The organism is Amycolatopsis circi (genome assembly GCF_003385235.1).
In the GTDB taxonomy this organism is placed as follows: Bacteria; Actinomycetota; Actinomycetes; order Mycobacteriales; family Pseudonocardiaceae; genus Amycolatopsis; species Amycolatopsis circi.
The window spans coordinates 1-25,135 of the sequence record NZ_PQIA01000077.1 but is presented as its reverse complement, the minus strand read 5'-3'; the positions used below and the strand labels follow the sequence as shown (position 1 = coordinate 25,135).

Annotated in this window: 26 protein-coding genes; 15 read left to right on the top strand and 11 right to left on the bottom strand. The window is 68.6% G+C overall.

Going from position 1 to position 25,135, the window contains the following annotated elements; translation table 11 throughout:
* Positions 1-4: 4 nt before the first annotated feature.
* The gene (locus D0D37_RS28330; protein WP_208720177.1) at positions 5-1,855 is read right to left on the bottom strand and encodes an alpha-L-fucosidase; all 1,851 of its coding nucleotides are present in this window, start codon (positions 1,853-1,855) and stop codon (positions 5-7) included.
* Between the two features lie 236 nt (positions 1,856-2,091).
* Here D0D37_RS28330 and D0D37_RS28325 point away from each other — a divergent pair, with 236 nt between their 5' ends.
* Entirely contained in the window at positions 2,092-2,940 is an 849-nt protein-coding gene (locus D0D37_RS28325) for an 8-oxoguanine DNA glycosylase OGG fold protein (protein ID WP_162834514.1), read from the top strand.
* 131 nt (positions 2,941-3,071) lie between these two features.
* Here the strand turns inward: D0D37_RS28325 and D0D37_RS28320 are convergent, their stop codons facing one another.
* Positions 3,072-3,770 (bottom strand): GbsR/MarR family transcriptional regulator, encoded by a 699-nt coding sequence (locus D0D37_RS28320; RefSeq protein WP_116203636.1) that lies wholly within the window; start codon positions 3,768-3,770, stop codon positions 3,072-3,074.
* A 159-nt stretch (positions 3,771-3,929) separates the two neighbouring features.
* On the opposite strand from D0D37_RS28320, the gene D0D37_RS28315 reads away from it, so the two are divergent.
* Together D0D37_RS28315 and D0D37_RS28310 are read left to right on the top strand one after the other, a co-directional pair.
* Positions 3,930-4,694, top strand: a complete 765-nt coding sequence (locus D0D37_RS28315; protein ID WP_116203635.1) for an ABC transporter ATP-binding protein — start codon at positions 3,930-3,932, stop codon at positions 4,692-4,694.
* Positions 4,691-5,455, top strand: a complete 765-nt coding sequence (locus D0D37_RS28310; protein WP_116203634.1) for an ABC transporter permease — start codon at positions 4,691-4,693, stop codon at positions 5,453-5,455. The genes D0D37_RS28315 and D0D37_RS28310 overlap by 4 nt, the downstream gene beginning before the upstream one ends.
* Here the strand turns inward: D0D37_RS28310 and D0D37_RS28305 are convergent.
* Positions 5,452-6,450: an alpha/beta fold hydrolase gene (locus tag D0D37_RS28305; RefSeq protein WP_116203657.1), complete on the bottom strand. Its 999-nt coding sequence runs from the start codon at positions 6,448-6,450 to the stop codon at positions 5,452-5,454. The genes D0D37_RS28310 and D0D37_RS28305 overlap by 4 nt on opposite strands.
* A gap of 192 nt (positions 6,451-6,642) precedes the next feature.
* On the opposite strand from D0D37_RS28305, the gene D0D37_RS28300 reads away from it, so the two are divergent.
* Positions 6,643-6,876: a hypothetical protein gene (locus D0D37_RS28300; protein WP_244223705.1), complete on the top strand. Its 234-nt coding sequence runs from the start codon at positions 6,643-6,645 to the stop codon at positions 6,874-6,876.
* Positions 6,877-7,242: 366 nt separating this feature from the next.
* Here the strand turns inward: D0D37_RS28300 and D0D37_RS28295 are convergent, their stop codons facing one another.
* The 3 genes from D0D37_RS28295 to D0D37_RS28285 form a co-directional block, all read right to left on the bottom strand.
* Positions 7,243-7,887: a GntR family transcriptional regulator gene (locus D0D37_RS28295; RefSeq protein ID WP_116203633.1), complete on the bottom strand. Its 645-nt coding sequence runs from the start codon at positions 7,885-7,887 to the stop codon at positions 7,243-7,245.
* 51 nt (positions 7,888-7,938) lie between these two features.
* Complete coding sequence (locus D0D37_RS28290; protein ID WP_116203632.1) at positions 7,939-8,847, bottom strand: NAD-dependent epimerase/dehydratase family protein; 909 nt, start codon at positions 8,845-8,847, stop codon at positions 7,939-7,941.
* Between the two features lie 88 nt (positions 8,848-8,935).
* A complete protein-coding gene (locus tag D0D37_RS28285; protein ID WP_116203631.1) occupies positions 8,936-9,721 on the bottom strand; it encodes an SDR family NAD(P)-dependent oxidoreductase in 786 nt (261 codons plus the stop codon).
* 101 nt (positions 9,722-9,822) lie between these two features.
* On the opposite strand from D0D37_RS28285, the gene D0D37_RS48520 reads away from it, so the two are divergent.
* Positions 9,823-10,437: a TetR/AcrR family transcriptional regulator gene (locus tag D0D37_RS48520; protein ID WP_116203655.1), complete on the top strand. Its 615-nt coding sequence runs from the start codon at positions 9,823-9,825 to the stop codon at positions 10,435-10,437.
* A gap of 30 nt (positions 10,438-10,467) precedes the next feature.
* On the opposite strand, the gene D0D37_RS28275 is transcribed toward D0D37_RS48520, so the two are convergent.
* Positions 10,468-10,815 (bottom strand): hypothetical protein, encoded by a 348-nt coding sequence (locus D0D37_RS28275; RefSeq protein WP_116203630.1) that lies wholly within the window; start codon positions 10,813-10,815, stop codon positions 10,468-10,470.
* Positions 10,816-11,127: 312 nt separating this feature from the next.
* Between D0D37_RS28275 and D0D37_RS46890 the strand changes: the two genes are divergently transcribed.
* From D0D37_RS46890 to D0D37_RS28265, 3 genes are read left to right on the top strand one after another with little or no spacing between them, the layout of a single operon-like run.
* Positions 11,128-11,343: a hypothetical protein gene (locus D0D37_RS46890; RefSeq protein ID WP_162834513.1), complete on the top strand. Its 216-nt coding sequence runs from the start codon at positions 11,128-11,130 to the stop codon at positions 11,341-11,343.
* Positions 11,340-12,794, top strand: coding sequence for a sodium:solute symporter family protein (locus D0D37_RS28270; protein ID WP_162834512.1), 1,455 nt, complete (start codon positions 11,340-11,342; stop codon positions 12,792-12,794). Before D0D37_RS46890 ends, D0D37_RS28270 begins: the two co-directional genes overlap by 4 nt.
* Complete coding sequence (locus tag D0D37_RS28265) at positions 12,791-13,951, top strand: amidohydrolase (protein ID WP_116203628.1); 1,161 nt, start codon at positions 12,791-12,793, stop codon at positions 13,949-13,951. Before D0D37_RS28270 ends, D0D37_RS28265 begins: the two co-directional genes overlap by 4 nt.
* A 68-nt stretch (positions 13,952-14,019) precedes the next feature.
* Here D0D37_RS28265 and D0D37_RS28260 read toward each other — a convergent pair whose 3' ends face one another.
* Entirely contained in the window at positions 14,020-15,486 is a 1,467-nt protein-coding gene (locus D0D37_RS28260; protein WP_116203627.1) for a chlorohydrolase family protein, read from the bottom strand.
* Positions 15,487-15,623: 137 nt separating this feature from the next.
* Between D0D37_RS28260 and D0D37_RS28255 the strand changes: the two genes are divergently transcribed.
* Positions 15,624-16,280: a GntR family transcriptional regulator gene (locus D0D37_RS28255; RefSeq protein WP_116203626.1), complete on the top strand. Its 657-nt coding sequence runs from the start codon at positions 15,624-15,626 to the stop codon at positions 16,278-16,280.
* 498 nt (positions 16,281-16,778) lie between these two features.
* Here the strand turns inward: D0D37_RS28255 and D0D37_RS28250 are convergent, their stop codons facing one another.
* From D0D37_RS28250 to D0D37_RS28240, 3 genes are read right to left on the bottom strand one after another with little or no spacing between them, the layout of a single operon-like run.
* On the bottom strand, positions 16,779-17,615 hold the full coding sequence (locus D0D37_RS28250) for a class II fructose-bisphosphate aldolase (protein ID WP_116203625.1): 837 nt from the start codon (positions 17,613-17,615) through the stop codon (positions 16,779-16,781).
* Entirely contained in the window at positions 17,612-18,499 is an 888-nt protein-coding gene (locus D0D37_RS28245) for a 1-phosphofructokinase family hexose kinase (protein WP_116203624.1), read from the bottom strand. Before D0D37_RS28245 ends, D0D37_RS28250 begins: the two co-directional genes overlap by 4 nt.
* Positions 18,499-19,326, bottom strand: coding sequence for an SIS domain-containing protein (locus tag D0D37_RS28240; RefSeq protein WP_116203654.1), 828 nt, complete (start codon positions 19,324-19,326; stop codon positions 18,499-18,501). The genes D0D37_RS28245 and D0D37_RS28240 overlap by 1 nt, the downstream gene beginning before the upstream one ends.
* Before the next feature lie 232 nt (positions 19,327-19,558).
* On the opposite strand from D0D37_RS28240, the gene D0D37_RS28235 reads away from it, so the two are divergent.
* The 6 genes from D0D37_RS28235 to D0D37_RS28210 all read left to right on the top strand — a co-directional run.
* Positions 19,559-20,347, top strand: coding sequence for a DeoR/GlpR family DNA-binding transcription regulator (locus tag D0D37_RS28235; protein ID WP_116203623.1), 789 nt, complete (start codon positions 19,559-19,561; stop codon positions 20,345-20,347).
* Positions 20,348-20,426: 79 nt separating this feature from the next.
* Positions 20,427-21,608, top strand: coding sequence for a Gfo/Idh/MocA family protein (locus tag D0D37_RS28230; protein ID WP_116203622.1), 1,182 nt, complete (start codon positions 20,427-20,429; stop codon positions 21,606-21,608).
* Between the two features lie 60 nt (positions 21,609-21,668).
* The gene (locus D0D37_RS28225) at positions 21,669-22,946 is read left to right on the top strand and encodes an ABC transporter substrate-binding protein (RefSeq protein ID WP_116203621.1); all 1,278 of its coding nucleotides are present in this window, start codon (positions 21,669-21,671) and stop codon (positions 22,944-22,946) included.
* An 11-nt stretch (positions 22,947-22,957) separates the two neighbouring features.
* Positions 22,958-23,878 (top strand): carbohydrate ABC transporter permease, encoded by a 921-nt coding sequence (locus D0D37_RS28220; protein ID WP_116203620.1) that lies wholly within the window; start codon positions 22,958-22,960, stop codon positions 23,876-23,878.
* A complete protein-coding gene (locus tag D0D37_RS28215) occupies positions 23,875-24,762 on the top strand; it encodes a carbohydrate ABC transporter permease (RefSeq protein ID WP_116203619.1) in 888 nt (295 codons plus the stop codon). The genes D0D37_RS28220 and D0D37_RS28215 overlap by 4 nt, the downstream gene beginning before the upstream one ends.
* A 24-nt stretch (positions 24,763-24,786) precedes the next feature.
* On the top strand, positions 24,787-25,135 hold a 349-nt coding region (locus D0D37_RS28210), incomplete at its 3' end, for a PfkB family carbohydrate kinase (RefSeq protein WP_244223704.1).

Below are 25,135 nucleotides of genomic sequence, written 5' to 3'. Positions count from 1 at the left end.
CCTTTCAGGCGGCGGGAACAGTGCGGTACAACGCGAAGGTAGCCAGGTACGGCGTCGCCCGCGACTGCGTGACGACGACGCGCAGGTGGCGCGCGGTGATCGGCGACGGGAGGGTGACGAGACGGTTGGCGCCGATCGTGGTGACGGTCGCGATCGTGCGCCAGGCACCGTCCACTTCGGCCTGTACGGTCGCGCCTTCGACGTGCTGGCCGCGAGTGATGTCCTCCCCCAGCCGGAGCTGATCGAAGGTGACCGCCTTGGGCAGCACGGCATCCATCGTCCCGGCAAGCGCACCGTGCGGCGGCGACCACGACGTGGTGAGCGTCGAATCCGTGACCGCGTCCAACCCGCGCGCACCGGCGGCGAGGTTCTGCGCCTGCGTCCTGGCAACGGCCTGCCCGAAGGACGACAACGCCGCGCTATCCGCCGGAGCGACCCGGCCGTCGGGCCCGGGCGGAACGTTCAGCAGCAACGAGGCGTTGCGTCCCACCGAGGCCCGGTACAGGTCGACAAGCTGTGCGGGCGTTTTCGGCTGTTCGTCCGGGTGGTAGAACCAACCAGGCCGGATTGATACATCAGCTTCGGCCGGTGCCCATTCCAGGTACCGCACGGACGGGTCGGCGAGCACCTGCCGCGACCCGAGGTCGGCACCCTCCGCGCCGCCGACGAACAGCTCTTCGTTGTGCGCGGTGTTCGGATCGCCGGTCGTCGGCAGAGAACTCCACTCCGTCTGGCGGGCCTGGCCTTTCTCGTTGCCGACCCAGCGCACGCCCGCCGGCCCGGCGAACGTGACCGTGTCCGGCGACAGCGCGTGAATCATCCGGAACCAGGTCGTGAAGTCGTAGTCCTCGCTGATTCCGTTGCCCCGCCAGGGATTCGCCCCGTCCAGCCACAGCTCGTCGATGGGGCCGTACTGCGTGAACAACTCGTATATCTGGTTCAGGTAGTAGGTATTGTAATCGTCCTCGCTGACGGTGAATTTCGGCAACTTTCCGGCAGCGAGCGCGGCCGCCCGGTCGTCATTCGGGACCAGCGACGGAATCGTGCGGGCCTTCACCGCGCTGCCGGTGCCGTATCGACCCTGACCGGCAGGCGTGTTCGCCCGGTCGTCGTAGGTCGCCTGCTCCTCGATGCTCAACGGCTGCCCCGCGGCCACTTTCGCCTCGACCCGCTTCACCTGGTCCGCGAAGAACTGCGCGGGCAACTCCGCACCGTCCGCGGGCGACAGGTACACGCCGACCTTCAACCCGGCCTTCCGGGCGGAATCGACGTAGTCGCGCAGGATGTCACCGCGCGGATTCGCGCACCCGGCGGACCGCACCTGCCAATACGCGGACGGATCCTGCGTCCGGCTGTCCTGCGCCCCCGCACGAGCCTTCGCCACCGCGTCGTCGGCGCACCCCGGCGTGACCCACCACGGACTCGCGACGACGGAGTGGTTCGTGTAGCGCGTCGGATAGAGGACGAACCCGTCGTGGTGCTTCGCGGTCAGCATCACCTGCGTGACGCCGGCTGCCTTCATCGACCGCATCCACTGGTCGGTGTCGACCGCGGCAGGCGCGAACGTCGACTCCTTTTCCGCGCCCGAGCCCCATTCCCGGTCGGTGAAGGTATTCATGCCGAAGTGCGTGAACGCGGTGACCGGCCGCTGCTGCCAAGCGACCTGCCCGGGACGCGGGACGGTCGCGGCCGCTTTGGCGAGAACACGGTCCATGCCGTCGCACGACTGCACAGCCTGAATCGCCGCCGGACGGATCGGCCCGTGGCAGCCGGCGGTCTCCGCTTCGGCGGGAGCAGCCGTTCCCCCGGCCGCCAGTACCGCGGCCAGCGCCAGGCTCGCGGGTATCGACACCATAGGTCCTCCTGTCGGATCCGTGACCGAACGGTGACGGCGGGGAGCGTAAGTCGGGCATCCATCGGATGTCTAGACCTGATCGGCGGAGGTGCCCGCGCTTTCACCCGAGCGCCGAGGCTTGGATCAGCACTGTTCCAAGCCCTCTGTTTGAGTTTCGTCCGGCACCGCGATGGAGGTCCAGTGATCAGATGGATCGCCGTGTAGTACCACAGTTATCTAGGTACGGAGGGCGAGAGATGACAACCACTCCAGGTGAGATACCAATTCCGGCCGCGTTGACTGCCACAGTCCAGCGCTGGCAAGACCAGGGCAAGCCGGAACAGCCGCCGATTCGCTGGTCCCGCGACCCGTGGCGGCGGCATTTCCCAAGCCACCACGCGTTCCTGGACGCCCTGCCCGAGCGCATCGACCGCGCCGAAGCCACACTCCACGCAGCACACGCGGTGACCTCGGAAGGTGCCGAACGAGCGTTCCTGGCCGCGATGATCTGGGGCTACGGACGTGTCGGCTACGGCCCTTGGCGCACCTCCCGGGTGCTGACCGAGAATCCGGATGCGCTCGATCGACTGGCTAAGGTGGCTGCCGTCGCGCGCGACCAAGGTGGCTTGGCGGCGTTCCGCGACCTGGCCGGCGAGCCGCTGCGCTACCTGGAGGTGGCTTTCGGCACGAAGTACCTCCGGTTTGTCACGGCCGCCCAATCCCAGGACAGCGCCCCGATCCTGGACGCCGTGGTCCGCCGCTGGGTGGCGACGCACACCGGCGTGCGCCTGCTGATCGACGGATGGAGGCCCGAGGTTTACGAAACGTACGTCGGGTTGCTGACGTCCTGGTCGGCCCAGCTCGAACTGTCCGTGGACACGGTGGAGGAGCTGATCTTCCGATCCGCAGTGAGCCGGGAGGGGCCTGGCCAGTGGAGCGAGTCGTGGGCGGGCTCGGACGATTCGGTGTCGCCAGAGCAGAGGGCGCACGCGGCGCTCCTGGAACTGGAGCGGTTGTTCGACACCGCCGAGGCGGAGGCCGCGCAGGAAGCCCGACAACATCTGGACGCGCTGGAAGGGATCATCCGACAGGGCTGGGCACATTGAGGTCTCGACGATGTCAGCTGTGAACTGCTGGCGCCCGCCCGGCGAGTAAAAACGGGCACCTGTCCGAAGCCGTCCGGCCAAGGCTGGAACGCATCACGCGCCAGAACCGGACCGGCTGAGGCCGCACCAAGTCAGCTCCGGCGGGTAACGTCGGACGACTCCGCAAGCACCGACCGCCAATGGCGAGCCCGCTCGACGATGTCGTCCGTAAGCTGCTGATGAAACCGGCTCAATGCGTGAAGCCGTGCACCAGCCGGAGTCGACCGGCCGAGGCGGGCGGATCCGCGACGCGCGGCGTCGGCGAGCTGATGATTCCGCTGCGCGCTGGCAAGGAACGCCTGGAACCACGCATCGGGGCCGACCTCGTACCGTTCCGCTCGGCTTTTCCCGGTCCGCTCTCGGCAGAGCAAGCCCTCGCCTTCGAGATACCGGACCGTTTTGGAGATCGACGCCGGGCTTACCCGCAGGTGCTGAACCAGCTCCGCGGCGCTCATCCCGGCGTCATCCGTCACGAGCAGCGCGGCGAGCACTCTCCCGGCCATGCTGGGCACTCCGGTGCCGATCAACGTGGCGGCCAACTGCTGCTCGACAGCGGTTTCCGCGCGACGGCTCAGGACCGCACCGGGTTTGCGATGGTGCGCGCGGCGTTTCGCGGCTTGGTGGGCCGCGTCCGGCGCGTACCCGGCGCGGCCGCCGTTGCGCGTGACCTCGCGGCTCACCGTGGAGGTCGGCCGGGCCAGCCGGCGCGCGATCTCGGCGTAGCCGAGCCCGTCGGCCAGACCGGCGGCGATGGCCCGCCGGTCGCGGCGAGTGAGCCGGGACCCAGGCATCTCAGACCTCCTCGTTGCAATAACCCTAGTCCTGATGCACCGACAAGCCGAGCTTGACCTGCAGAGATATCTCAACGCGGCGAGTTGCGAAGTTTCCCCGGCACGGAAGTCCGCCGATAGGTTCGGGTCGTTCATCCGTACGCGGGAAGGAAAACTCCGATGCCCACGACCTCCGAACCGGCGATCCGGGTGCGAGGCCTGGAAAAATCGTACAAAACGGTGCGCGTGCTGCGCGGCGTGGATTTCGCCGTGGCGCGGGCCAGCATCTTCGCTCTGCTCGGTGCGAACGGAGCGGGCAAGACAACCGTCGTGCGCATCCTGGCCACACTGCTCAAAGCCGACGCGGGCACGGCCGTCGTCAACGGATTCGACGTCGCCGCGCAATCGGCGCACGTGCGGGAATCCGTCAGCCTCACCGGGCAGTTCGCCGCGGTGGACGAAATCCTCACCGGCCGGGAGAACCTCTTGCTCGTCGCCCGGTTGCGGCACCTCGAGAACCCGGGCCGGATCGCGGACGACCTGTTGACCCGTTTCTCCTTGCGGGACGCGGCCGCGCGGAGGGCGTCGACGTATTCGGGAGGCATGCGCCGCCGCCTCGACCTCGCGATGAGCCTGATCGGGAGCCCGCCGGTCGTCTTCCTCGACGAGCCGACCACCGGCCTCGACCCGCAGGCACGCGCCGAAGTCTGGCAAGCCGTCAAGAAACTCGCCGAGCACGGCACGACCGTGCTGCTCACGACCCAGTACCTCGACGAAGCCGAACAGCTCGCCGACCGGATCGCGATCCTGCACCAAGGCCGGATCGTCGTGAACGGCACCCTCGCCGAACTCAAGAAGCTGCTTCCGCCCGCGCAGGTCGAATACGTCGAGAAACAGCCGACACTCGAAGACATCTTCTTCGCGATCGTCAAGGACCCCCGATGACCAAACACTTCTTCGGCGACACCACTGTCCTGTTAGGACGATCCCTTCGTCACATCGCCCGCAGCCCGGACACCGTCATCACCACCGCAGTCCTGCCGATCGCGTTCCTGCTGCTGTTCGTGTACGTCTTCGGCGGCGCGATCCAGCACGGATCCGGCAGCTACGTGACCTACCTGCTGCCCGGCATCCTGCTCATCACCGTCGCCTCCGGCATCTCCTACACCGCGTTCCGGCTGTTCCAAGACCTGCAGAGCGGCATTTTCGAACGGTTCCGGTCCATGCCGATCGCCCGGTCCGCCGTCCTGTGGGGACACGTGCTGACATCTATGGTCGCCAACCTGGTGTCGGTCGCGGTCGTCGTAGGCGTCGCCGTGCTGATGGGATTCCGTTCGGGAGCAGGAATACCGGCCTGGCTCGCGGTCACCGGCATCCTGCTCCTGTTCACCCTGGCGCTGACCTGGCTCGCCGTCATCCCCGGCCTGACCGCGAGGACAGGCGACGGCGCGAGCGCGTTCTCCTACCCGCTCATCTTCCTGCCGTTCGTCAGCTCGGCCTTCGTCCCGACCGGCACCATGCCCGGACCCGTACGCGCCTTCGCCGAACACCAGCCGACGACGTCCATCGTCAACGCAATCCGCAACCTGTTGACCCAACAGCCAGTCGGCACTGAGATCTGGACCGCCCTCGCCTGGTGTATCAGCGTCCTCGCCCTCGCATCCGGCGTCGCCCTGCTGATCTACCGCCGCAAGCAGCACCGCTAGCCGTTCAGGAAGCGCTCCAGCTCCCCCGTGACGAACTGCGGGTTCTCCTCCACCAGCCAATGCCCCGCGTGCGGCACGTCCGCGGCCTGGACGATGTCGGTCAGCCGTGGAGCAACCGTGCCCCGGATCGCGTCGAGCTGGCCCTGTGCGGTCAGGAGCAGCGTCGGCACCTTCACGGGGGCCGCCGCGACGGTGTCGCGGACGTCCTTGTCCAGCGCCCGGTAAAGCTCAAACCCACCGGACAGGACCGAGGGACGGCTGTAAGTCCGGGCGTACTCGTTGACCTCCGCGTCCGTGAACGGAGACCGCTCCGAGGTGCCGCCGAAAGCCGTACCGCCAAAGGAAACCTGAGGGTAGAACAGCGCCAGGTATTCGCGGACATCGTCACCGACCACCGCTTCGGGAACCCGCCGCTGAGAATGGAAGGCGATATGCCAACTCAATGTCCGGTAAGTAGCCGCATTGATCGCGGGACCAGGCAACGGCAGGTCGAAATAGCCTAGACGAGCGGTGTCGCCAGGAAATTGGCTCGCGTATTGAAACGCCACCGCAGCACCGAAATCATGTCCGACAACGGCCGCGTCCCGGATCTTCAGCCGATCAACGACCAGGGTGTGCACATAACGCGCCAGGGTGGCTTTGTCGTAGCCGCTCGGGGAACCGGTGCTGTCGCCCAGCCCGGGAAGGTCGATCGCGTACACGGTGTGGTGTTTCGCGAGAGCGGGCATGACCGGCCACCAGCCGTACCACGTCTGGGGCCAGCCGTGGATCAGGACGACCGGGCTCCCGCTCCCGCCGGTGACGTAGTGCATGCGGACGCCGTTGACGTCAGCGAACTCGTGCCGGAAAGCGCCCTCGAACGCGGGGTCGTTCTGGGTGGCGACGGCGTAGGGCTCGGCGGGAGGGGTGGAACAGCCCACGGTGCCGAGGGTGAGCAAGAGGGACAGAGCAAACGCCGCGACAGAGCGAGGCACCAGCCGGGATGCGGTGATCATGTGGCCCAGTTTCGCCACCCAGCCCGGCGATGGCACGGAAACTTGCCGTTCCGGCAAGGGGTTGCGTCCGATGCCCGTTCGAGCAATTCCTTTTAGCCGAACAGGCAACGACTGGTTCGGCGCGAATTCAGGAGGGTAGGGATGGTGATGAGGCGGTCAGCACGATCGCCGCAACCGGAGGGATCGCTCGAAATGACCATGCGGAAATTCTGGGCCACCGCTGCCGTCTGCGTCGCCGCCACCGGCGGTTCTCTGTTGCTCAGCGGCACCGCGTTCGCCAGCCACCTCGAGTACAAAGGCCCGTACGAAACCCCGGACGATTGCGTTCACGCTCTGCGTGCATTGCCGCCGGACCCCACTGTGGACGGTGCCGAGTGCATTCCCATGAACGGCAAGCACTACATCGAGATCTCGCACACGAACTGAGCGAAAAAGGGTGTCTCCGGCCGGAAAAGCCGGGAAACCAGCTCATCCGGACGAAGCCGAAGCCAGCACCGCACCCGCCGGGCGGAGGTCTCGATGCCGCCCGGCGGTCTCGGTTCGGCCGGTCGCGGCCCGTCCGGCTGTGGGCATTCCGCAGCCGCTCTCGCCCCAGCTCATCGCCGAGCGAACCGGCCGCCGCTGGCTGTCCGGACCGGCGTCGATTCCCGCTGTCGGATCGCCCTCCGCCTGCGCGGAGCGCGCGGCTCTTGGCCGCACGCGGCGATGACTTGCCCCCACCCGCAGCAGCGCTCGATCTTTTTGCGCCCCTGGGGAATCGGCAACTCCCGGCCCGCAGGCAGTTGCCCAGGGTCAGTCTTCGCCGCGCCCCAGCCCGCGCAAATGCCGTCCGCTCTCCATGTGCTCCATCAGCAGCGCCTCAACGGTGTCCACGTCCCGCCGGGCAATCGCCTCGTACAGCTCCCGGTGTTCCCCCGCCACCCGCTCCAGGTCCTCGTGCTGCCCAAGCAACCACCGCATCCGGCTGCGCAGCGTCAGCTCCAGTTCGTTGAGCAGCTCGTTCCCCGCCATCGCCGTCACGGCCTCGTGGAAGTCGGCCGCCGCGCGATGCGCCGTCACCGCGTCCCCGGCAGAAGCATCGGCCGTCTCCTCGTCCAGGGCGGCGCGGAGCCGGTCCAGTCCGGCGCGCGAATGGCGGGTCGCCGCGAGTTTGAACGTCAGGACTTCCAGCGCGGCGCGCACTTCTTGCAGGTCCGCGATGTCGCTCGCGGTGAACTCCCGCACCACCGCCCACGTCCGGGGCCGCGGCGTGACCAGGCCTTCCGCGACCAGCGCTTTCAGCGCGTCCCGCACCGGAACGCGGCTCACGCCCAGGTCCGCGGCGAGGTCCCGTTCGACGAGCTTGCTGCCCGGCTTGCGCACCCCGTCCAGGATCTCGTCCCGGAGCTGCCGGACGACCCGGTCCGTCTCGGATTCGACGCCCTGTTCTGCTGCCATCCCGCCATTCTCGCACCGCCGCCCGGACCGTCCACTGTGGCCAGTCGCTTCTCAGCGCGGATTCGTCTTCCGCCACGCCGCGTAATCCGCCACCGCCGCCCGCACGTCGAACTCCGGCGCGAAGCCCGTTTCCTCCCGGAGCCGCGAAATATCCAGATACGGCCCAGTTTCCCCGCCGGGCTGCAGCTGATCCGGAACACCCGGCACAATCTCCGCCAGCGCCTCCGCGAACTCCCGGTTCGTCACCGGCTGCCCGCTAGACACGTTGTACGTCTGATGCTTCAGCGAAGACGTCGTCATCAACAATGCAATCGCACGGCCTGCATCGGGCGCGTAGCAGCAGTCGAACCCCTCGTCGGCGACCAGCGAGCGCGGCGTGACACCGCACAGCCCCGCGTTGAGATATGACGGAATCGGGAAGAAGGGCGACTCCGGGTCGACCAGCGGCCCCCACACCGTGCCGATCCGCAGCACCACCGGCTCGACACCGCTCCCCTGCAGACTGTGCGTCGTCAGCGGCTCGACGGCTTTCTTGAACGCCACGATCAGATGCGGCAGATCCGCGGTCGGCAGCGGCAGCTCCTCGTGCCAGGACGGCTCGTCGCGTCCGATGTAGACGCCGAGGCTGCTCGCGACCGCGAACCGCCGCACCTTCCACGCGCGGGCCGCGTCGAGGGCGTTGGTCAGCCCGGCCAGGTCGGTCCGGAAGAACGCGACCGGATCGTCTCCCGGGATGCTGCCCACCAGGTGGACGATCGCGCTGATGTCGTACCGGTCGCCGAGCGCGAGGAAGGCGCCCCGGTCGGTCGCGTCGAGCGTCTCCACGGCGACCCGGCCCTCGAGGAACGACGGGACGTCCGTCCGCCGGTGCCCGGTGACCAGCACGTCTTGTCCGAGATCGGCGAGCGCCCGGGCCGTGTGCGCGCCGATCATGCCGAGTCCGCCGGTCACGAGGATCACCGCGGCACCTCGCATCGCCCGCTCAGGAACTTTGTCATGCCGCCAAGCTACGGCCCGGCGGCCCGTCAGTTCTTGAACAAAACGCGCATCAGAAGTGCGTGCCGCCGTCGATGCGGACCTCGGTGCCGGTGATGAACGCGGCGTCCTCGCTGGCGAGCATCGCGACGACCGACGCGACCGTCTCCGGACCGGCGAAACCCTGGCCCAGCGCGGGAAGCAGCTTGCCGAGCAGGGTGAAATCGGCGTCCTCGGGGAAGCCCGGGCCGACGCTCTGCTTGCTCTTGCCGCTGCCGTCGGTCATGCCCGACGAGATCGAACCGGGCTGCACCGCGGTGAACCGGATGCCGTCCTTCGCGTATTCGGACGCCAGCGCGTGCGTCATCGACTGGATGCCGCCCTTGCTCGCCGCGTACGCCGCCATGTAGGGGTGCGCGAACATCGCCGACGTCGAACTGAAGTTCACCACCGCGGGCGCGGACCCCTCGCGCAGCGCCGGGATCGACTCGCGGATCACCAGGAACGTGCCGACCAGGTTGACGCGCAGCACCTGCTCGAACGCCTCGACCGGCATCTCGTGGGTGTGCGCCGATCGCAGGATCCCCGCGGCGTTGACGACCGCATCCAGCCCGCCGAGCTGCTCGACGGCCGACGCGACTCCGGCCTTGACCGACGCTTCATCGGCGACGTTCACCACTACAGTGCCCAGCCGGTCCGCCGCGTCGCCGGCCTTCTCGACAGTGTCCGCCAGGCCCGCTTCGCTCACGTCAGCGGCGACGACGCGCCCGCCCTCGGCCAGCATCCGCAGGACCGTCGCCTGCCCGATGCCCGAACCAGCTCCGGTGACCAGCACGCGGCGTCCTTCGTAACGGTTCATGGTCCGCTCCTTTCTCCAGCCGTCACGTTACGCCTTACTGGCAGACTGTGCCACTCTGGCGAAACGGGCACTATTGGCAGTGATCGGGTAGCGTGGCCGTGGTGAGCGGAAAGACCCCGACCCTGACCGAACGGCGCAAAGCGGCGACGCAACTCGACATCGCCCGTGCCGCCGCGCGGCTGTTCACCGAGCATGGCGCACAGGGGACGACCGCGGAAGCGATCGCCGCCGCGGCGGGCGTCGCGCCGCGCACCTTCTACCGCTACTTCCGCACCAAAGAGGACGCGGTCGCGCCGCTGCTGGTCGTCGGCGCCGATTCGTGGCGGGAACACCTCGCGTCAACGCCGGAGGGGACGCCGCTGCTGCAGGCGGTCGAGGATGCCATCCACAAGACGATCTCCGCCGCCGACGCCACCCAGGAGTTCACCTGGACGCGCGGGTTGCTGCGAGCCGCTAGCGGGGACGATTCGGCGCTGGCTGCGGTCTGGCACCGGGTGAACGGTGAATCCGAGACCCGCTTGCGGCCGGTGCTGGCGCGGTTGGCTCCGGAGACGGACGAGGTGACGGTGCATCTGGTCGCGGCCGCGGCGACGGACGCGATCCGGATTTCGCTGGAGATCTGGGCGGGGACGGACGAGAAGGCGGCACCGGTCGAGCTGGCGGTCCGGTGTTTCCGCGGGCTGTCCGCCGGGCTCGTGAGTGGCAATCCCGGTTAGAACCGGGATTGCCACTCACGAGCCCACCGCTCAGCGGAACTCGTGCACGACCTCGATCTCCCCGACCAGGTGCGCGTTGAACTCCGCCAGTTCCTCCGCCGGAACCCACAGCTCCAGGATCGTCTCGCCGCCCGCCTGCTGCACCGGATAGCGGTCCAGGAACGCCGTTTCGACGCGGAACCGGGTCACATAACCGGTGCCGTCGTACCGGACGTTCCAGTCCCGCGCGATCTTCACCGCGTAGTCCTCGTTCAGCACCGGATAGAAGATCGGCTGTTCCGGCAGCCGCGGCGGCCACGCGCGACAGCCGGACTGGCGCACCAGCTCCAGTTCGGCCGGGCCGGTCGGGCGCCACAGCTCCGTCGTCGGGTTGTCCATTGTGTCCCCCTTTCGACGGCACGGTAGCCGCCAGGAGAAAGCACCGGCGACCGGTTTACCCAGGCGATCCGGTCTACCAAAGCGCGAGCCGGACGCCGCAGCCGAACCCTGTCGCGTCCAAATCGGACAAACAGCCAAGAGCCCGCACCGACCGTCACCAGGGCGCGCTTCGCTGCTCCCTGCCACCACCAGCACATCAACCGCCACCCACCGGCCCGGAACGGTCGCGAGCCCGCATCGTTCCCGGCCGCACCCTTGACAACCCGCCACCAGCCGCGCTTATGGTATACCAAACAACGAAGGGTGTGCGCGATGAAGCGTTCCGCAGTGGTGGCCGCGGTGGCCTTCACCCCTTACGTGGCGATGATCGGCGGCCTGCCCTGGTTCAGCGGCGACGGCCGGATCTGGTTCCTGCCCGAGATCGGGTTCTGGATCCTCCTCTGGGTGGCCCTCACGCCCGTCTTCCTCGGCGTAGCCGACCGCATCCGGCGCCCGAGCGCCGCCGAAACCGAGCAGGAGCAGCGATGAACGCGGGCGCGGTGGTAGCGCTGGCCGTGGTGGCGCTGGCCGTGGTCATCGGACTGGCCGCGCGCGGCCGGAAGCAGATGAACCTCGAACAGTGGACGGTCGCCGGCCGGTCCTACGGGACATTGTTGTTCTGGGTCCTCGCCGCGGGCGAGACCTACTCGACCTTCACCTACCTCGGCGCCTCCGGGTTCGCCTACGCCAACGGCGGCGCGGCGTTCTACATCGCCGGCTACGGCACGTGCGCCTTCGTCCTGTCGTACTTCTTCCTCCCTCCATTGTGGAGGTACGCGAAGAAGCACAACCTTGTCACGCAAGCGGATTTCTTCACCCACCGGTTCCGCAGCCCGTGGTTCGGCGCGCTGACCGCGATCGTCGGCGTGGCGTTCATGATCCCCTACATCGAGGCGCAGCTGCTCGGCCTCGGCCAGATCGTCGAGACGACGACCGGCATCAACCGGGTCACCAGCATGGTCCTCGCGGTGGTGCTGATCGCGGTGTTCGTCTACGCGTCCGGCATGAAGGCCGCCGCGTGGGTGTCGGTGCTCAAGGACATCCTGCTGATCGGCACCGTGCTGGTCGTCGGCATCGCGATTCCGGTGCATTACTTCGGCGGCTTCGGGCATCTCATCGACACCGTGCAGGCACAGCACCCCGGCTTCCTCGGCGTACCAGCGCCGGGCAGCCCGCTCGGCGTGCCGTGGATGATGTCGACCCTGCTCGTCACGAGCGCGGCGTTCTTCATGTTCCCGCACGCACTCGCCGCGATGTACACCGCGAAGTCCGAGCAGACGATCCGCCGCAACGCGATTTACCTTCCGCTGTACCAGATCCTGATCGCGCTGACGCTGTTCGTCGGCTTCGCGGCGATGCTCGTCGTGCCGGGGCTGAAGGGCAGCGCCACCAACGGCGCGCTGCTTTCGCTGACCGTGAAGACCATGCCGTCGTGGGTGGTCGGCCTCGTCGGCGGCGCGGGCGCGCTGGCCGCGATCGTGCCGATCAGCCTGCTGCTCCTGCAGTCCGCGACGCTGCTGGCCCGCAACGTCTACCAGGGCGTTCTGCGGCCGAAGACCTCCGAACTGGGCGTGTTCCGGCTGTCGCGCGGGCTGGTCGTCGTGGTGACCGCGGTGGCGCTGCTGTTCGCGATCTTCCAGCCGGCGCTGCTGGTGAACCTGCTGCTGACCGGGCAGAACGGCGTCTCCCAGTTCTTCCCGGCGATCGTGCTGGGGCTGGTGTGGCGGCGGCTGACCAAGACGGGCGCGGCGACCGGGCTCGTGGTCGGTGTCGCGATCGTCGCGTGGACGGTCCTCGCGTCGAAGAACACGTTGTGGGGCCTCAATCCAGGCCTGCTCGCGATCATCGTCAACGCCGTCCTCACGGTCGGCGTCAGCCTCGCCACCTCCGAGCGGCGCGAGCCGACCGTCCGGGCCGAAGCCGTGGAGGGCGTCGCGTGAACCTGTTGCTGCGCAACGTCCGGCCCGGCGGCGGCGATCCGACGGACGTGCTGGTGCGCGACGGCCGGATCGCCGGGTTCGGGCCGACCGACGCGGACGTCCCAGTGGAGGAAGGCGGCGGCGCGCTGCTGTTGCCCGGCCTCGTCGACGCCCATTGCCATATCGACAAGACCCTCTGGGGCCTCCCCTGGGTGCCGAACACCTCGGGTTCGGTCCTCGCCGACCGGATCTCGAACGAACAGCGCCGCCGCAAGGAATTCGGGCTTCCCTCGCCCGAGCCCGCGGCCGCGCTGCTCGACGCGATGATCGCGAACGGCACTTCGTTCGTCCGCACGCACACCGATGTCGACCCCGAACTCGGGCTGTCCGGCATCGAGGCGGTGCGGGAGGCGGCGGCGCGGCATCGCGGCCGGGTCACCGTCGAGCAGGTCGCCTTCCCCCAGGGCGGCCTGCTCACCCGGCCCGGCACGCTGGAACTGCTGGAGCGGGCCGTGGCGTCCGGCGTAGAGAACGTCGGCGGCATCGACCCGGCGGGCTACGACCGCGACCCGCGCGGACATCTCGACGCGATCTTCGACATCGCCGCCCGGCACGGGTGTGGCGTCGACCTGCACCTGCACGACGAAGGTCCGCTCGGAGCCTGGGAAATCGAGCTGATCATCGAACGGACGAAGGCGCTCGGCCTCGCCGGGAAAGTCGCGATCGGACACGCGTTCGGCATCTGCGGCATCCCGGACGCGCAGCAGGACCGGCTGATCGAAGGCCTCGCGGAGCAGCAGATCACGCTGACCACCGCGGCGGTGTACGACCGGCCGGTGCCGCCGCTGGCCAAAATGCGGGCAGCGGGCGCGAATGCCGCGTGCGGCAACGACGGCATCCGCGATCTGTGGGGGCCGTACGGCGACGGCGACATGCTGACGCGCACCATGCACCTGGCGTACCGCAGTTCGTTCCGGACCGACCCGGAGATCGAACTCGCACTGCACGCGGCGACGTACGGCGGCGCGAAAGCGTTACGGCTCAAGGATTACGGCCTGCAGATCGGCGACCACGCTGATTTCTTCCTCGTGGACGCGGTTTACCCGGCCGAAGCGGTCGTGTCCCATCCTCCGCGGCGGCTCGTGGTGAAGGGCGGGGCTGTCGTCTCGCGGCGATAGCCCCGGTCCGTGAGGGGAACCCTGAGGGACTCTGATTCCCTCAGGGTTCCCCTCACGGACATCAGCGGTTACGGCTGGAACGCTGGGAAAGTGGGCGGGAACAGTTCTGCTGAGGTCCGGCGTTCGACGTCCCGCTCCGAATACGCGGCGCGCATCTTCTCGAACAACGCCTGCGCGCGGCGGCGGAGGTCCTGCTCGTCGACGCCGGGCACGTGCCTGTCCACCAGCACCGGCTGGCCCGCGACGACGGAATGTGTTGCCTGGCGGCCGGTTCCGCTGAGCAGGAACGTACGGATCGGGTCGTCCCGCACACCGTCGCGGAGGTCGCCGACGTGGAACGCGACGAGATCGGCCTGCGCGCCCGGAGCCAGCTTGCCGAGGTCGTCGCGGCGTAGTGCGCGGGCGCCGCCGAGCGTCGCGGCTTCGACGTACCACTCGGCCGGGGCCGCGTCGGCGCGGTTGTCCATCACCTTCGCCAGATGGACGCCGACGTCCATGCCGCGCACCAGGTCCGGCGGGAAGGAATCGGTGCCCAGACACAGGTTCAGGCCCGCTTCGCGGTAGTCGCGGAAGGAACGCAGGGCGTGGCCATAGCGGAAGGACGTGAGCGGACAGTGGATCACGGACGCACCGGCTGCGGCCAATGTCGCGACGTCGCCGCGGTCTTCGCCGTAGACGTCGGGATGGCGGTCGAGCACCTGACCGTGCGGGATCAGCAGCCGGTCGCCGAGCAGGCCGGTGCGCTTGAGCATTTCCAGTGGCGTTACGCCGTAACGGTCCAGGATCAGCTCCCGCTCCAACACGCCTTGCAGGCAGTGAAGCCGTACCAAGACATCGCGCTGTCGCGCCGCGTCGGCGGTGGCGCGCATGAGGTCTTCGGTGAGAGTTTCGATGCGGCAAGGCAGCAGAACGCCGTTGACGAGCGGATCGTCCAGTTCCGTTACGTGGTCGAGGAACCGCAGCGCGTCGGCTAGTCCCTCCTCTCCGCGACTCTCGTCAAAAGCGACCGTGCGCGTACCGTCCACAGTGGCCACATTGACGCCGGAACGGTAAGCAGGGCCCAGATATCCGCGCAGCCCGAGGTTCCGCGAAAAGTCCGCCATCGCGACGAGTTCCTCGTACGGCTCGGCCCACGACGAATGGACCTCCGACGCGATCGGCATAAACGTCGTGATGCCGTGCAGCGCCAGTTGAACGAGCGCGTACTCGCGAATGGTCTGCCGTTCTTCCGGCGTGAAGACGTCATGGCGGCGGTTCGCGAAGTAGTCCTCGGACCACTGCAGTCCGGTCGCACGGTCCGCCGTGGCCCAGGAATCGAGGACGAGATGGTCCACATCGGTCAGCGCGTCGAGGTCGATCAGGCCCGGGAGAATGAGCGATTCGCCGAGGTCGACGTCCCGATCGGCCGTTCCGGCATACCGCGGGCCGACGTAGGAGACCACGTCGTCCTCCCACACGACCTCGCCGTTTTCCAGCAGGACGTGCTGTCCGTTCCGGTGGGCCAGCACATGGCGCGCACGCCAGCGAGTACGCATCGGGTTCCTTCCGTCGGTGCATTTAGGTATACCAAACGGCGGAACCTGGCGGCCAGACCTTGCCGGGCGCGGGTTTTTCCGGGAACCTGGGAGCAGGTTCGCCGGCACTGTCGGTGACGGCGGCGGGAGGGGATCGGATGGAGCCGGGTTTCGCCTCGGAATCGGAGCGCGTGACGGAACGGCTGCGCAACGAGATCCTCGACGGCACGCGGGCTCCCGGAAGCAAGCTGGTCGAACGGGATCTGGCCGCGGAGATGGGCGTGAGCCGGGTGCCGGTGCGGGATGCGTTGCGCGCGCTGGGAAACGAGGGCCTGGTGACGCCGCGGCCGCGGTCGTGGTCGGTGGTGCGGGAGTTCACCGCGTCGGACGTCGCGGACCTCAACGAGGTGCGCACGGCCTTCGAGGGCCTTACTTTCCGGCTCGCCGCGCAACGCCGCACCCGCGAAGGCCTGGCGCGGCTGCGGGAAGTGCTGGACACGGAACTGCGCGCCGCCCGCGCCGGCGACGCGGTGTCGGCACGTCGCGCGGCGGCGGACTTCCACGAGGTCGTGACGTCGCTGTCGGCGAACGAACTGCTCGGCGAACTGGAGCGGACGTTGCGCAGCCGGATGCGATGGCTGCTCGGCCAGCACGACGACCTGGAAGCCGTGGCGGCAGAGCACGAACTGCTGTACGAGGCCATCGTGGACCGGGATGTCGAGCGGGTGGAACGACTGGTGCTGGCCCATCTCGCGACGGGCACCAGCGAGGCGGTTCGGCGGCATCCGGCCGAGAAGTCCGCTTCGGCGGGTTGAGGCAGGTCGTCCAGCACTATCGCAGCTTGCTGAGATCTCAACGCCGCCCGCTCCGGCAGCGTTGAGATCTCACAGTGTCCGCCCGCAGCACCGGCTCTGCCGGACTTTCGCCCCCTCAGAGGTCGACAACCGCCAGCCCGTCCGCCACCCGTTCTGTGTCCTTGTCGGCGCGCGTTCTACGCCATTCGCGAAGCAGGCTCTTACCCGAAGGACGCGCCGACCTATATCTCCAGCCAGGTCGAGATCGTCAGCATCGAGGGAAGCAGCATCTGGAACGGCGGCGGAAGATGGCGCAAGGAAGGCCTGATCGGTCCTCAAACGACCGGCTTCGCTCGCAACCACAATCCCGGCCTCGTCCGCAACGTATTCGGAATGCTTCCGGACACGAACTCATTGACCGCGGTCGTCACCACAAGCACGACCGGCATGTTTCCGTCCACGCTCTGGAGCTACGGCTTGTGGAGCATCGACGGCCGGCTGCGGTGAACAACGACCAGCTCAACCGGCGAGCAGTCGCAGAAGCCGGGCAGTCTCCGAAGCCACCGCCGTCCGCCCCAGCCGGACGTACTTCCTCGGGTCCACCGCCTCCGGTTGTTCCTTCAGGAACTGCCGCACCGAGCGCGTGAAGAGGCCATTGAGATGCGTTGAGATATTAACCTTCGCCATCCCGCTCACCACGGCGCCGCGCAGTTCTTCGTCGGACAGTCCTGACGAGCCGTGCAATACCAGCGGCACCGGTACCGCATCTCGCAGCCTCGTCACCAGCGAACGGTCCACCTGGGCGGTCCGTTCCACCATCGCGTGGGAAGTACCGACTGCCACCGCCAGCGCATCGACTCCGGTTGCGGCTACGAAGTCTGCGGCTTCGGCGGGGTCGGTGCGGGCGCCGGGGGCGTGCACGCCGTCCTTGCCGCCGACTTCGCCGAGTTCCGCTTCCACTGCCACGCCCGCATCGTGACACAGGTCGGCGATTTCGCGGGTCGTGCGCAGGTTTTCCGCGTACGGCAGGCGCGATCCGTCGTACATCACGCTGTCGACGCCCAGCGCGATGCCCTCGCGGATCAGCGAGGGGTCTTCGATGTGATCCAGGTGCACCAGCACGTCGACGGCCGCGCTGCGGGCGATTTCCCGGGACGCCACGGTGATCGGGGCCAGGCTGCCGTGGTAGCGGACGCAGTTTTCGCTGATCTGCAGCACCACCGGCAAACCGGCCTGTTCCGCGCCTTCGGCGATGGCTTCGGCGTGTTCCAGCATGATCACGTTGAACGCGCCCACGGCAGAACCGCGCTCGCGGGCGGCGGCCAGCAGCCGGGGCAGGTCGGGGCGGGTGATCATGCGGGGGCTCCGTTCAGGAATCGGTGGTAGGCGGGCAGATCGACCTCGCCCGCGACGGGGCGTAGGACGGCTGCGGCGCCCAGGGCGGCGGCGGTGCGGAGGGCTTCGAGCAGGGGGCGACCGGTGGTTAGCGCGGCGGCTAGACCGGCGGTGGCGGCGTCTCCGGCGCCGGTCGGGTTGCCGTGCACGCCGGGGATGGCGGGCACGGACAGGACGCTGTGACCGGTGTAGGCGGCGATGCCGTCGGCTCCGCGCGAGACGACGACCAGCTGCGCGCCGAGGCGGAGAAGCGTTGCGGCACCGGCAGCTTCGTCGGCGGCGGAGGTCGCAGCGAGCAGTTCGGCTTGGTTCGGCTTCACCACGGCACCGGCCCGGGCGGCGGCCACCAGGGCCGGGCCGGACGCGTCGACCAGCGTTCGCACTCCGGCGTCCCGGGCGATGCGGACCCAATCGGCGACTAGGTCCGGCGACGCGCCGCGGGGCAGCGAGCCGGAAACCACCAGCAGTCCGGTGCCAGGAAGGCATCGCGCCAGACGCCCGCCGAAAGCGGTCCATTCCGCCTCGGACACTTCCGGGCCGGGTTCCGTGTAGACGGTCGGGTGGCCGTCCCCGGTGACCGTCACGGTGGTGCGGTTCTCGCCGGAGATCGGGACGGCGTCGAACGGGACATCCAGCGCGGAGCCGAGCCACCGGCCCGCGTCGCCGCCCAACGGAAGCACTGCCCGGACGGGGACGTCCAGCGCGGCCAGCACCCGGGCGACGTTCACGCCCTTGCCGCCCGGCCGTCGCTGCACCTCCAACACCCGGTTCGTGTCCCCGGGCGTATGGGTGCCGACCCGGTAGGTGACGTCGATGGCCGGGTTCGGCGTCAGGGCGACGATCATCAGATGAGGATCACCGAGCGCGTCAGCGAGCGCGGGCGGTCCGGGTCCAGGCCGCGCCGGGCGGCCAGTGCGACGGCGAAGCGTTGCGCCACCACGAGTGCGGCGAGCGGGTCGAGGTCGTGGTGCACGAATCGCGCGCCGGTGCGGGCGACGTCGTCCGCGAGTCCGGCGGGCGGCGAGCCCAGCGACCAGACAAGACGGCCCGGCTGAGCGATCGCGATCGGGCCGTGGCGGTAGTCCATGGCGGGATAGGACTCGGCCCAGAATTGCGCGGCCTCGCGGGTTTTCAACGCGGCTTCGCAAGCCAAGCCGACGGCGGGGCCGCGGCCGATGAAGGTGACCTGTTCGGCGTCGAGCAGGTCGTCGATCGGTTCGGCCAAAGCCTGTGCGCAAGCCGAGGCGAGCTGTTCGATGTCGTCGCCGAGACCGGCGCGCAGCAGGGCGAGCGCGGTGGTGGCGAACCGGGTCTGCACGACGGATTGTTCGTCGGCGAAGGAAAGTTCGACGACCTCGTCCGCGACCGCGGCGGCGGGGCTGTCGCCGACCGCGGTGATCAGCACGGTGCGCTGCGCGGTCATGGCGGTGAGCAGGTCGATGATCTCCGTCGTGGTGCCGGAGCGGGAAATCGCCACGACGCGGTCGTATTCGCGCGACGCCGGATATTCGGAGCCGGCGAAGGCGTCGGTGACCCCGTGGCCGCGTTGTTCGCGGGCGACGGCGTAACTCATCGCGATGAACCAGCTGGTGCCGCAACCGACGACCGCCACTCGTTCGCCCGGCTGGGGCAGGGCGGCGGACGGCGCGAGGGCGGCGGCCGCGCGCCACATCTCGGGCTGGGAATCCAGTTCGGCGGCCACGAAGGAGCCGGGGGCATCCGGAAGGGAGGACACGGGATGGAGGCCTTTCGATCCAGGGCGGGAAGCATGATCGCGATCGTCACCATACTTGAGTGTTTTTGATTGGTCTATGCGTTCTAGTGCAGTTTCAATCACCAAGTCGGGCGGGGCGGCGCTTAGGATGAGCGCCGACCCGCCTCCGACCAGGAACGAGAGACCCGGCATGACGCCCCAGCAACGCCTGAACGCCCTGCTCGAATTAGTGAGCGAACGGGGCAACGTCACGATCGCGGAGATCGGCGACGCGCTCGGCATCTCCCCCGCGACCGCGCGGCGGGACCTCTCGATCCTCGCCGACCAGCGGCTGATCACCCGCACCCACGGCGGGGCCGCCGCGCTGGGCACCGGCTACGAGCTGCCGCTGCAGTACAAGATCGCCCGGCAGGCCGAGGCCAAGACCGCGATCGCCGCGTGCGCCGCGGACCTCGTGCGACCAGGCGAAACAGTCGGCATCAACGGCGGCACCACGACCACCGAGGTCGCCCGCGCGCTGGGCAAGAGCGAGCGGTTCGTCCGCGCGGACGGCGAAACCGGACTGACCGTCGTCACCAACGCGCTCAACATCGCCTATGAACTCTCCGTGCGCGCGCAGGTCAAGATCGTCGTGACGGGCGGCGTCGCGCGGCGGCAGTCCTACGAATTGGTCGGCTCGCTCGTCTCCGACGGGCTCTCGGCGTTCGCGCTGGACACGGTGATCCTCGGCGTCGACGGCCTGAGCGCCCAGTACGGCGCGACCACGCTGCACGAAGGAGAAGCCGAGGTCAGCAGGCACTTCAGCCAGGTCGCGCGGCGCGTGATCGTGGTGGCGGACGCGACAAAGCTGGCCAAGGCCACGTTCGCCCGCATCTGCCGGCTCGACGCGATCGACGTCCTGGTCACCGACGCCGAGGTGCCCGCCCCGTTCGCCGCCGACCTGGCCGCGGCCTCCGTGAAGCTCGTCGTCGCCGGATGAGCGAACCCGCCACCCATTGCGCATTTATGATTGATTTGCCATCATGCAGATCAATATCACGCAGAGGTGAGGTGGCGACGTGGTGAATCCCGGGGTGCTGCGGGTCGGCGGGGTCGGAGTCGGCCTGCGGGCCGAGATCGCCCGGCACGTGGCGGAATCCGGGATCACGGCGGAGATCGCGGCCGCTTCGGATCCGGACGAACGCGGCCGGGCTCGAGCGCGCGAGATGTTCGGCGCCATCGAGATCGTGCCCGGGCACCAGGAACTCGCGAACCTGGTCGACGCCGCGATCGTCACTTCGCCGGACTGGACGCACGCCGAGATCGCCGTCGACCTCCTCCGCGCCGGAGTGGCGGTGTACCTCGAAAAACCGCTCGCCACAACGCTTCCCGACGCGGACGCGGTCCTGGCCGCCGCACAGGAAACCGGTACTCCGCTCTACATTGGACACAACTTCCGGCACGCAGCCGTCGTCCGCGCGCTGCGCGACGTCGTGACGCGCGGCGAGATCGGCGAGGTGAAGGCCGTGTGGTGCCGCCATTTCGTCGGCAACGGCGGCGACTACTACTTCAAGGACTGGCACGCCGATCGCAGCCGCGTGAACTCCTTGCTGCTACAGAAAGCCAGCCACGACCTCGACGTCATCCACTACCTCGGCGGCGGCTTCACCCGCCGCGTCACCGCGATGGGCGAGCTGGCCGTCTACGGCGCCATCACCGACCGAAGCGGCCAGGGCGACCGGCTCGCCGACGACTGGTTTTCCTTCGACAACTGGCCTCCCGCCGCACAAACCGGCCTCAACCCGGTCGTCGACGTCGAAGACCTCTCGATGGTCCACATGCGACTCGACAGCGGCGTGCTCGCCAGTTACGAACAATGCCACTTCACTCCCGATTACTGGCGCAATTACACCGTGATCGGCACCGAAGGCCGCGCGGAGAACTTCGGCGATACCGGCGGCGGCGTGGTGAAAGTGTGGAATCGCCGCCGCGAGTGGTCTCTGGACGGAGACCGCGAGCACCCGATCGACGGTGTCGCATCAGGACACGAGGACGCGGATCTCCTTACCATGACGGAGTTCCTGCGTTACGTGGTGCACGGCGACCCGCCGGAAATTTCGCCGATCGCCGCTCGCGAAGCCGTGGCGGCGGGCGCGCTCGCCACGCAATCCCTGCGTTCCGGCTCCGTGCCGATCGATATCCCTCCCCTGCCCGAAACGGTAGCCGCTCATTTCTCCCCGCCGGAAGGAAACCGCAGATGACCTCGTTCTCCCGCCGTCCCCGCCCGCACCGCTAGCGCAAGGGAAGGAAAAAACACTCCCATGCGCGTGCGAACCCTGACCCGGCGCGGGTTTCTCCGCGGCGCGGCAGCCATGGCACTGGTGCCCGCCGCCGCGGCCTGCGCCGAGGCCCCCGCCGCTACCTCCGGCCCGGTCACCGTCGAAATGTGGCACGGCCAGAACGACACCGGCCTCAAAGTCATCAAGCAACTGGTCGCCGCGTTCGAGCGCGAGCACCCCGACATCCGGATCGACCTCGGCGGCGGCGTGCTCGCCGACGCCATGCTGCAGAAGGTGACCGCGGCGCTCGCGTCCGGTTCCTACCCGGACATCGCGTACATCTTCGGCTCCGACCTCGCCAGCATCGCCCGCAGCCCGCGGGTGGCCGACATGGGCGACGTCGTGCACGGCCAGTTCTGGAAGCCCGCGCTCGATGCAGTCACCGTGAACGAGCGCGTCCGCGCGGTGCCCGCGATGCTCGACTCGCTTGCCGTCGCCTGCAACAAGAAGCTCTTCCAGGACCACGGCGTTCCGCTTCCGAAGGAAAACTGGCTCTGGCAGGATTTCGTCGACGCGGCGAAGAAACTGAGCAACCGCGACCAGGGGCAGTTCGGCACCGCCTGGCCCGGCGCGGGCGACGAGGACACGGTCTGGCGACTGTGGCCGATGATTTGGGACCTCGGCGGCACCATCGTCGGACAGGACGGCCGCAGCATCGGCTTCGCCGACAGCGGAGTGCGAGCGCTCGAAGTGATCCGGAAACTGGCTGCCGACCGCAGTGTCTACATCGACCCGAAACCCGGTTCCGAGCAGATGTACCAAGCCTTCGCCTCGGGCCGGATCGCGATGGTGCCGACCGGGCCGTGGCAGCTGCCCGACATCGCCGACGCGGGAATCGACTACGAGATCGTTCCGCTGCCCACGTTCACCGGGAAGCCGATCACCATCTCCGGCCCGGACACCTGGACGGTGTTCGACAACGGCGACCGCCGCCTCGCCGCGACCAAGACGTTCCTGCGCTGGCTGACCGCGCCGGCCCAGGACGTCGTCTGGGACGTCGGAGCCGGCAGCCTCCCGCTGAGCGCCGAATCGCAGCGGCTTCCGGAGTGGCAGCGCAAAACCCAGGACACCGCGGGCCTTTCCGTGTTCGTCAAGTCGCTCGAGAACTCGCACGTCCGCGCCAACCACCCCGCCTACCCGCAGGTTTCGCAGGCCGTCGCCGCGGCGATCGTCTCCGTGCTGCTCGGGCGCGCGACCCCCGCCGACGCCATGCGCGACTGCGCTTCCGCGGCCAACGCCGCCCTCATCATCCCCCGTTAGGACCCCCGCCCATGTCCGTACATCCCGGCCCGATCACCGTCGCTCCGGCCGCGGCGGCGAAGTCCCGGCGCCGCCGCGAAACCGCCTCCGCCTGGGCCTACCTGAGTCCCTCGGTCATCGTCATCATCGGCCTCGGCCTGGTGCCCGTGGTCTGGTCGCTGATCCTGTCCTTCCAGGCCGACGACCTCGTCACCCCGTCCCGGTTCGTCGGCGTCGACAACTACGCGGCGCTCGCGCAGGACCCGCACTTCGGCCAAGCGGTCGGCAACACGCTGCTGTACACGGCGTTATACGTCCCGCTGAGCATCGTGCTCGGCCTCGCGCTGGCGCTCGCGCTGAACCGGAAGGTGCGCTTCATCGGCGCGTACCGGACGCTGATGTTCGTTCCGTTCGTGCTGTCGGCGACCGCGCAGGGCGTCCTGTTCTCGTTCATCCTCGACCCGGAATTCGGGGTCGCGAACTCGCTGCTGCACCGGATCGGCCTGAGCCAGCAAGGGTTTCTCACCGACCCGTCGCAGGCGCTGCTGATCCTGGTCGCCATCACGCTGTGGAGCGGCACCGGATTCTGCATGGTGGTCTTCCTGGCCGCGCTGCAGGACGTGCCGCCGTCGCTCGTCGAAGCCGCACGACTGGACGGCGCCGGTCCATTCCGGATCCTGAGGCATGTCACCCTGCCCGCGGTGCTGCCGGTGACCACGTTCCTGACGCTGTGGCAGCTGATCCAATCGCTCCAAGTGTTCGATCTGACGTATGTCACCACCAAGGGCGGGCCGCTCGGCTCGACCACAGTGATCGTCTACTTCATCTGGCAGCAAGCCTTCCAGAACTTCACCGCCGGATACGGCGCCGCCGCCGCGTACGTGCTCGCCGTCGTGCTGCTGGCGCTCGGGCTCGGCGCTCGGCTGCTGCGCCGCAACAAGGAGGTTCGATGACCACGCGCGCGCACGTCGCCCCGGTTTCGGCAGCTCAACTGCCCGACGTGCTCCGTCAGCGCAGGCGTTGGCGGCTCCCGTTCAGCCCGTGGCATCTGCTGCTGGCCCCGCTGGCGCTGGTGTTCGCGGCCCCGCTGGTCTGGCTGCTGCTCAGCTCGGTGATGAGCAACGCGGAGATCAACCGGTTCCCGCCGTCGCTGTGGCCGTCCGGCATCGACTTCTCCGGCTACCGGTACGTGCTGGAGAACGCGCTGTTCCTGCGCTGGTTCTCCAACTCGCTGATCGTCTCGGTCGTCACGGTGGCGGCCAACCTCGTGTTCGGCTCGCTCGGCGGGTACGCGTTCGCGCGCATGCGGTTCCGCGGTTCGAAGGTGATGCTCGGGCTGATGATGGCGACCATGGCGGTGCCGTTCCAGCTCACCATGATCCCGACGTTCCTGGTGATGAAGAAGCTCGGCCTCATCGACTCGCTCGGCGCGCTGATCGTTCCGTCGCTGGTCACGCCGTTCGCGGTGTTCCTGTTGCGCCAGTTCTTCCTGTCGCTGCCGCGCGAACTGGAAGAGGCGGCCTGGATCGACGGCTGTTCGCGGCTGCGAGTGCTGGTGCGGATCGTGCTTCCGTTGTCCCGGCCCGCGCTGAGCACCGTCGCCGTGCTGACCTTCCTCAGCACCTGGAACGACCTGACCTGGCCGTTGATCGCGATCAACCACGACACCCAGTACACCCTGCAGCTCGGCCTGACCACCTTCCAGGGACAGCACCACACCAACTGGGCGGCGGTGATGGCCGGGAACGTCATCACCGTGCTGCCGGTGCTGCTGGCGTTCTTGGGCGCGCAGAAGACGTTCATCCAGTCCATCACCTCCAGCGGTCTCAAAGGCTGAACCGAGTCATCCGAGGAATCACGCATGCCGCACCGCTTCGACCTGCTCGTGCTCGGCGACGTCAATCCCGACGTCGTCCTCGGGCCGCTGACCGAGGACCTCGACTTCCGGCAAAGGGAGAACCTCGTCGGCCACGGCTCGCTCACGCTCGGCGGGTCCGCCGCGATCACCGCCGCCGGGGCCGCTCGGCTGGGGCTGAAAGTCGCCTTCGCCGGACGGATCGGCGACGATGCCGCCGGTCGATTCGTCCGCGACATCCTCGACGACCGCGGCGTCGACACCCAGGCGCTCACGGTGGATCCGACGCTGCCGACCCCGCTCACCGCGATCCTGACCCGCGACGACAGCCGGGCCATCATCACCAGTTCCGGAG

Coding starts and splice junctions, on each gene's coding strand:
- D0D37_RS28215 (WP_116203619.1), top strand. CDS start 23,875: ATGACCACGCGCGCGCACGTCGCCCCGGTTTCGGCAGCTCAACTGCCC.
- D0D37_RS28245 (WP_116203624.1), bottom strand. CDS start 18,499: ATGATCGTCGCCCTGACGCCGAACCCGGCCATCGACGTCACCTACCGG.
- D0D37_RS28235 (WP_116203623.1), top strand. CDS start 19,559: ATGACGCCCCAGCAACGCCTGAACGCCCTGCTCGAATTAGTGAGCGAA.
- D0D37_RS46890 (WP_162834513.1), top strand. CDS start 11,128: ATGAAGCGTTCCGCAGTGGTGGCCGCGGTGGCCTTCACCCCTTACGTG.
- D0D37_RS28315 (WP_116203635.1), top strand. CDS start 3,930: ATGCCCACGACCTCCGAACCGGCGATCCGGGTGCGAGGCCTGGAAAAA.
- D0D37_RS28225 (WP_116203621.1), top strand. CDS start 21,669: ATGCGCGTGCGAACCCTGACCCGGCGCGGGTTTCTCCGCGGCGCGGCA.
- D0D37_RS28310 (WP_116203634.1), top strand. CDS start 4,691: ATGACCAAACACTTCTTCGGCGACACCACTGTCCTGTTAGGACGATCC.
- D0D37_RS28240 (WP_116203654.1), bottom strand. CDS start 19,326: ATGTGGCGCGCGGCCGCCGCCCTCGCGCCGTCCGCCGCCCTGCCCCAG.
- D0D37_RS28300 (WP_244223705.1), top strand. CDS start 6,643: ATGACCATGCGGAAATTCTGGGCCACCGCTGCCGTCTGCGTCGCCGCC.
- D0D37_RS28325 (WP_162834514.1), top strand. CDS start 2,092: ATGACAACCACTCCAGGTGAGATACCAATTCCGGCCGCGTTGACTGCC.
- D0D37_RS28255 (WP_116203626.1), top strand. CDS start 15,624: ATGGAGCCGGGTTTCGCCTCGGAATCGGAGCGCGTGACGGAACGGCTG.
- D0D37_RS28270 (WP_162834512.1), top strand. CDS start 11,340: ATGAACGCGGGCGCGGTGGTAGCGCTGGCCGTGGTGGCGCTGGCCGTG.
- D0D37_RS28285 (WP_116203631.1), bottom strand. CDS start 9,721: ATGAACCGTTACGAAGGACGCCGCGTGCTGGTCACCGGAGCTGGTTCG.
- D0D37_RS28260 (WP_116203627.1), bottom strand. CDS start 15,486: ATGCGTACTCGCTGGCGTGCGCGCCATGTGCTGGCCCACCGGAACGGA.
- D0D37_RS28220 (WP_116203620.1), top strand. CDS start 22,958: ATGTCCGTACATCCCGGCCCGATCACCGTCGCTCCGGCCGCGGCGGCG.
- D0D37_RS28295 (WP_116203633.1), bottom strand. CDS start 7,887: ATGGCAGCAGAACAGGGCGTCGAATCCGAGACGGACCGGGTCGTCCGG.
- D0D37_RS28275 (WP_116203630.1), bottom strand. CDS start 10,815: ATGGACAACCCGACGACGGAGCTGTGGCGCCCGACCGGCCCGGCCGAA.
- D0D37_RS28250 (WP_116203625.1), bottom strand. CDS start 17,615: ATGATCACCCGCCCCGACCTGCCCCGGCTGCTGGCCGCCGCCCGCGAG.
- D0D37_RS28330 (WP_208720177.1), bottom strand. CDS start 1,855: ATGGTGTCGATACCCGCGAGCCTGGCGCTGGCCGCGGTACTGGCGGCC.
- D0D37_RS28320 (WP_116203636.1), bottom strand. CDS start 3,770: ATGCCTGGGTCCCGGCTCACTCGCCGCGACCGGCGGGCCATCGCCGCC.
- D0D37_RS28305 (WP_116203657.1), bottom strand. CDS start 6,450: ATGATCACCGCATCCCGGCTGGTGCCTCGCTCTGTCGCGGCGTTTGCT.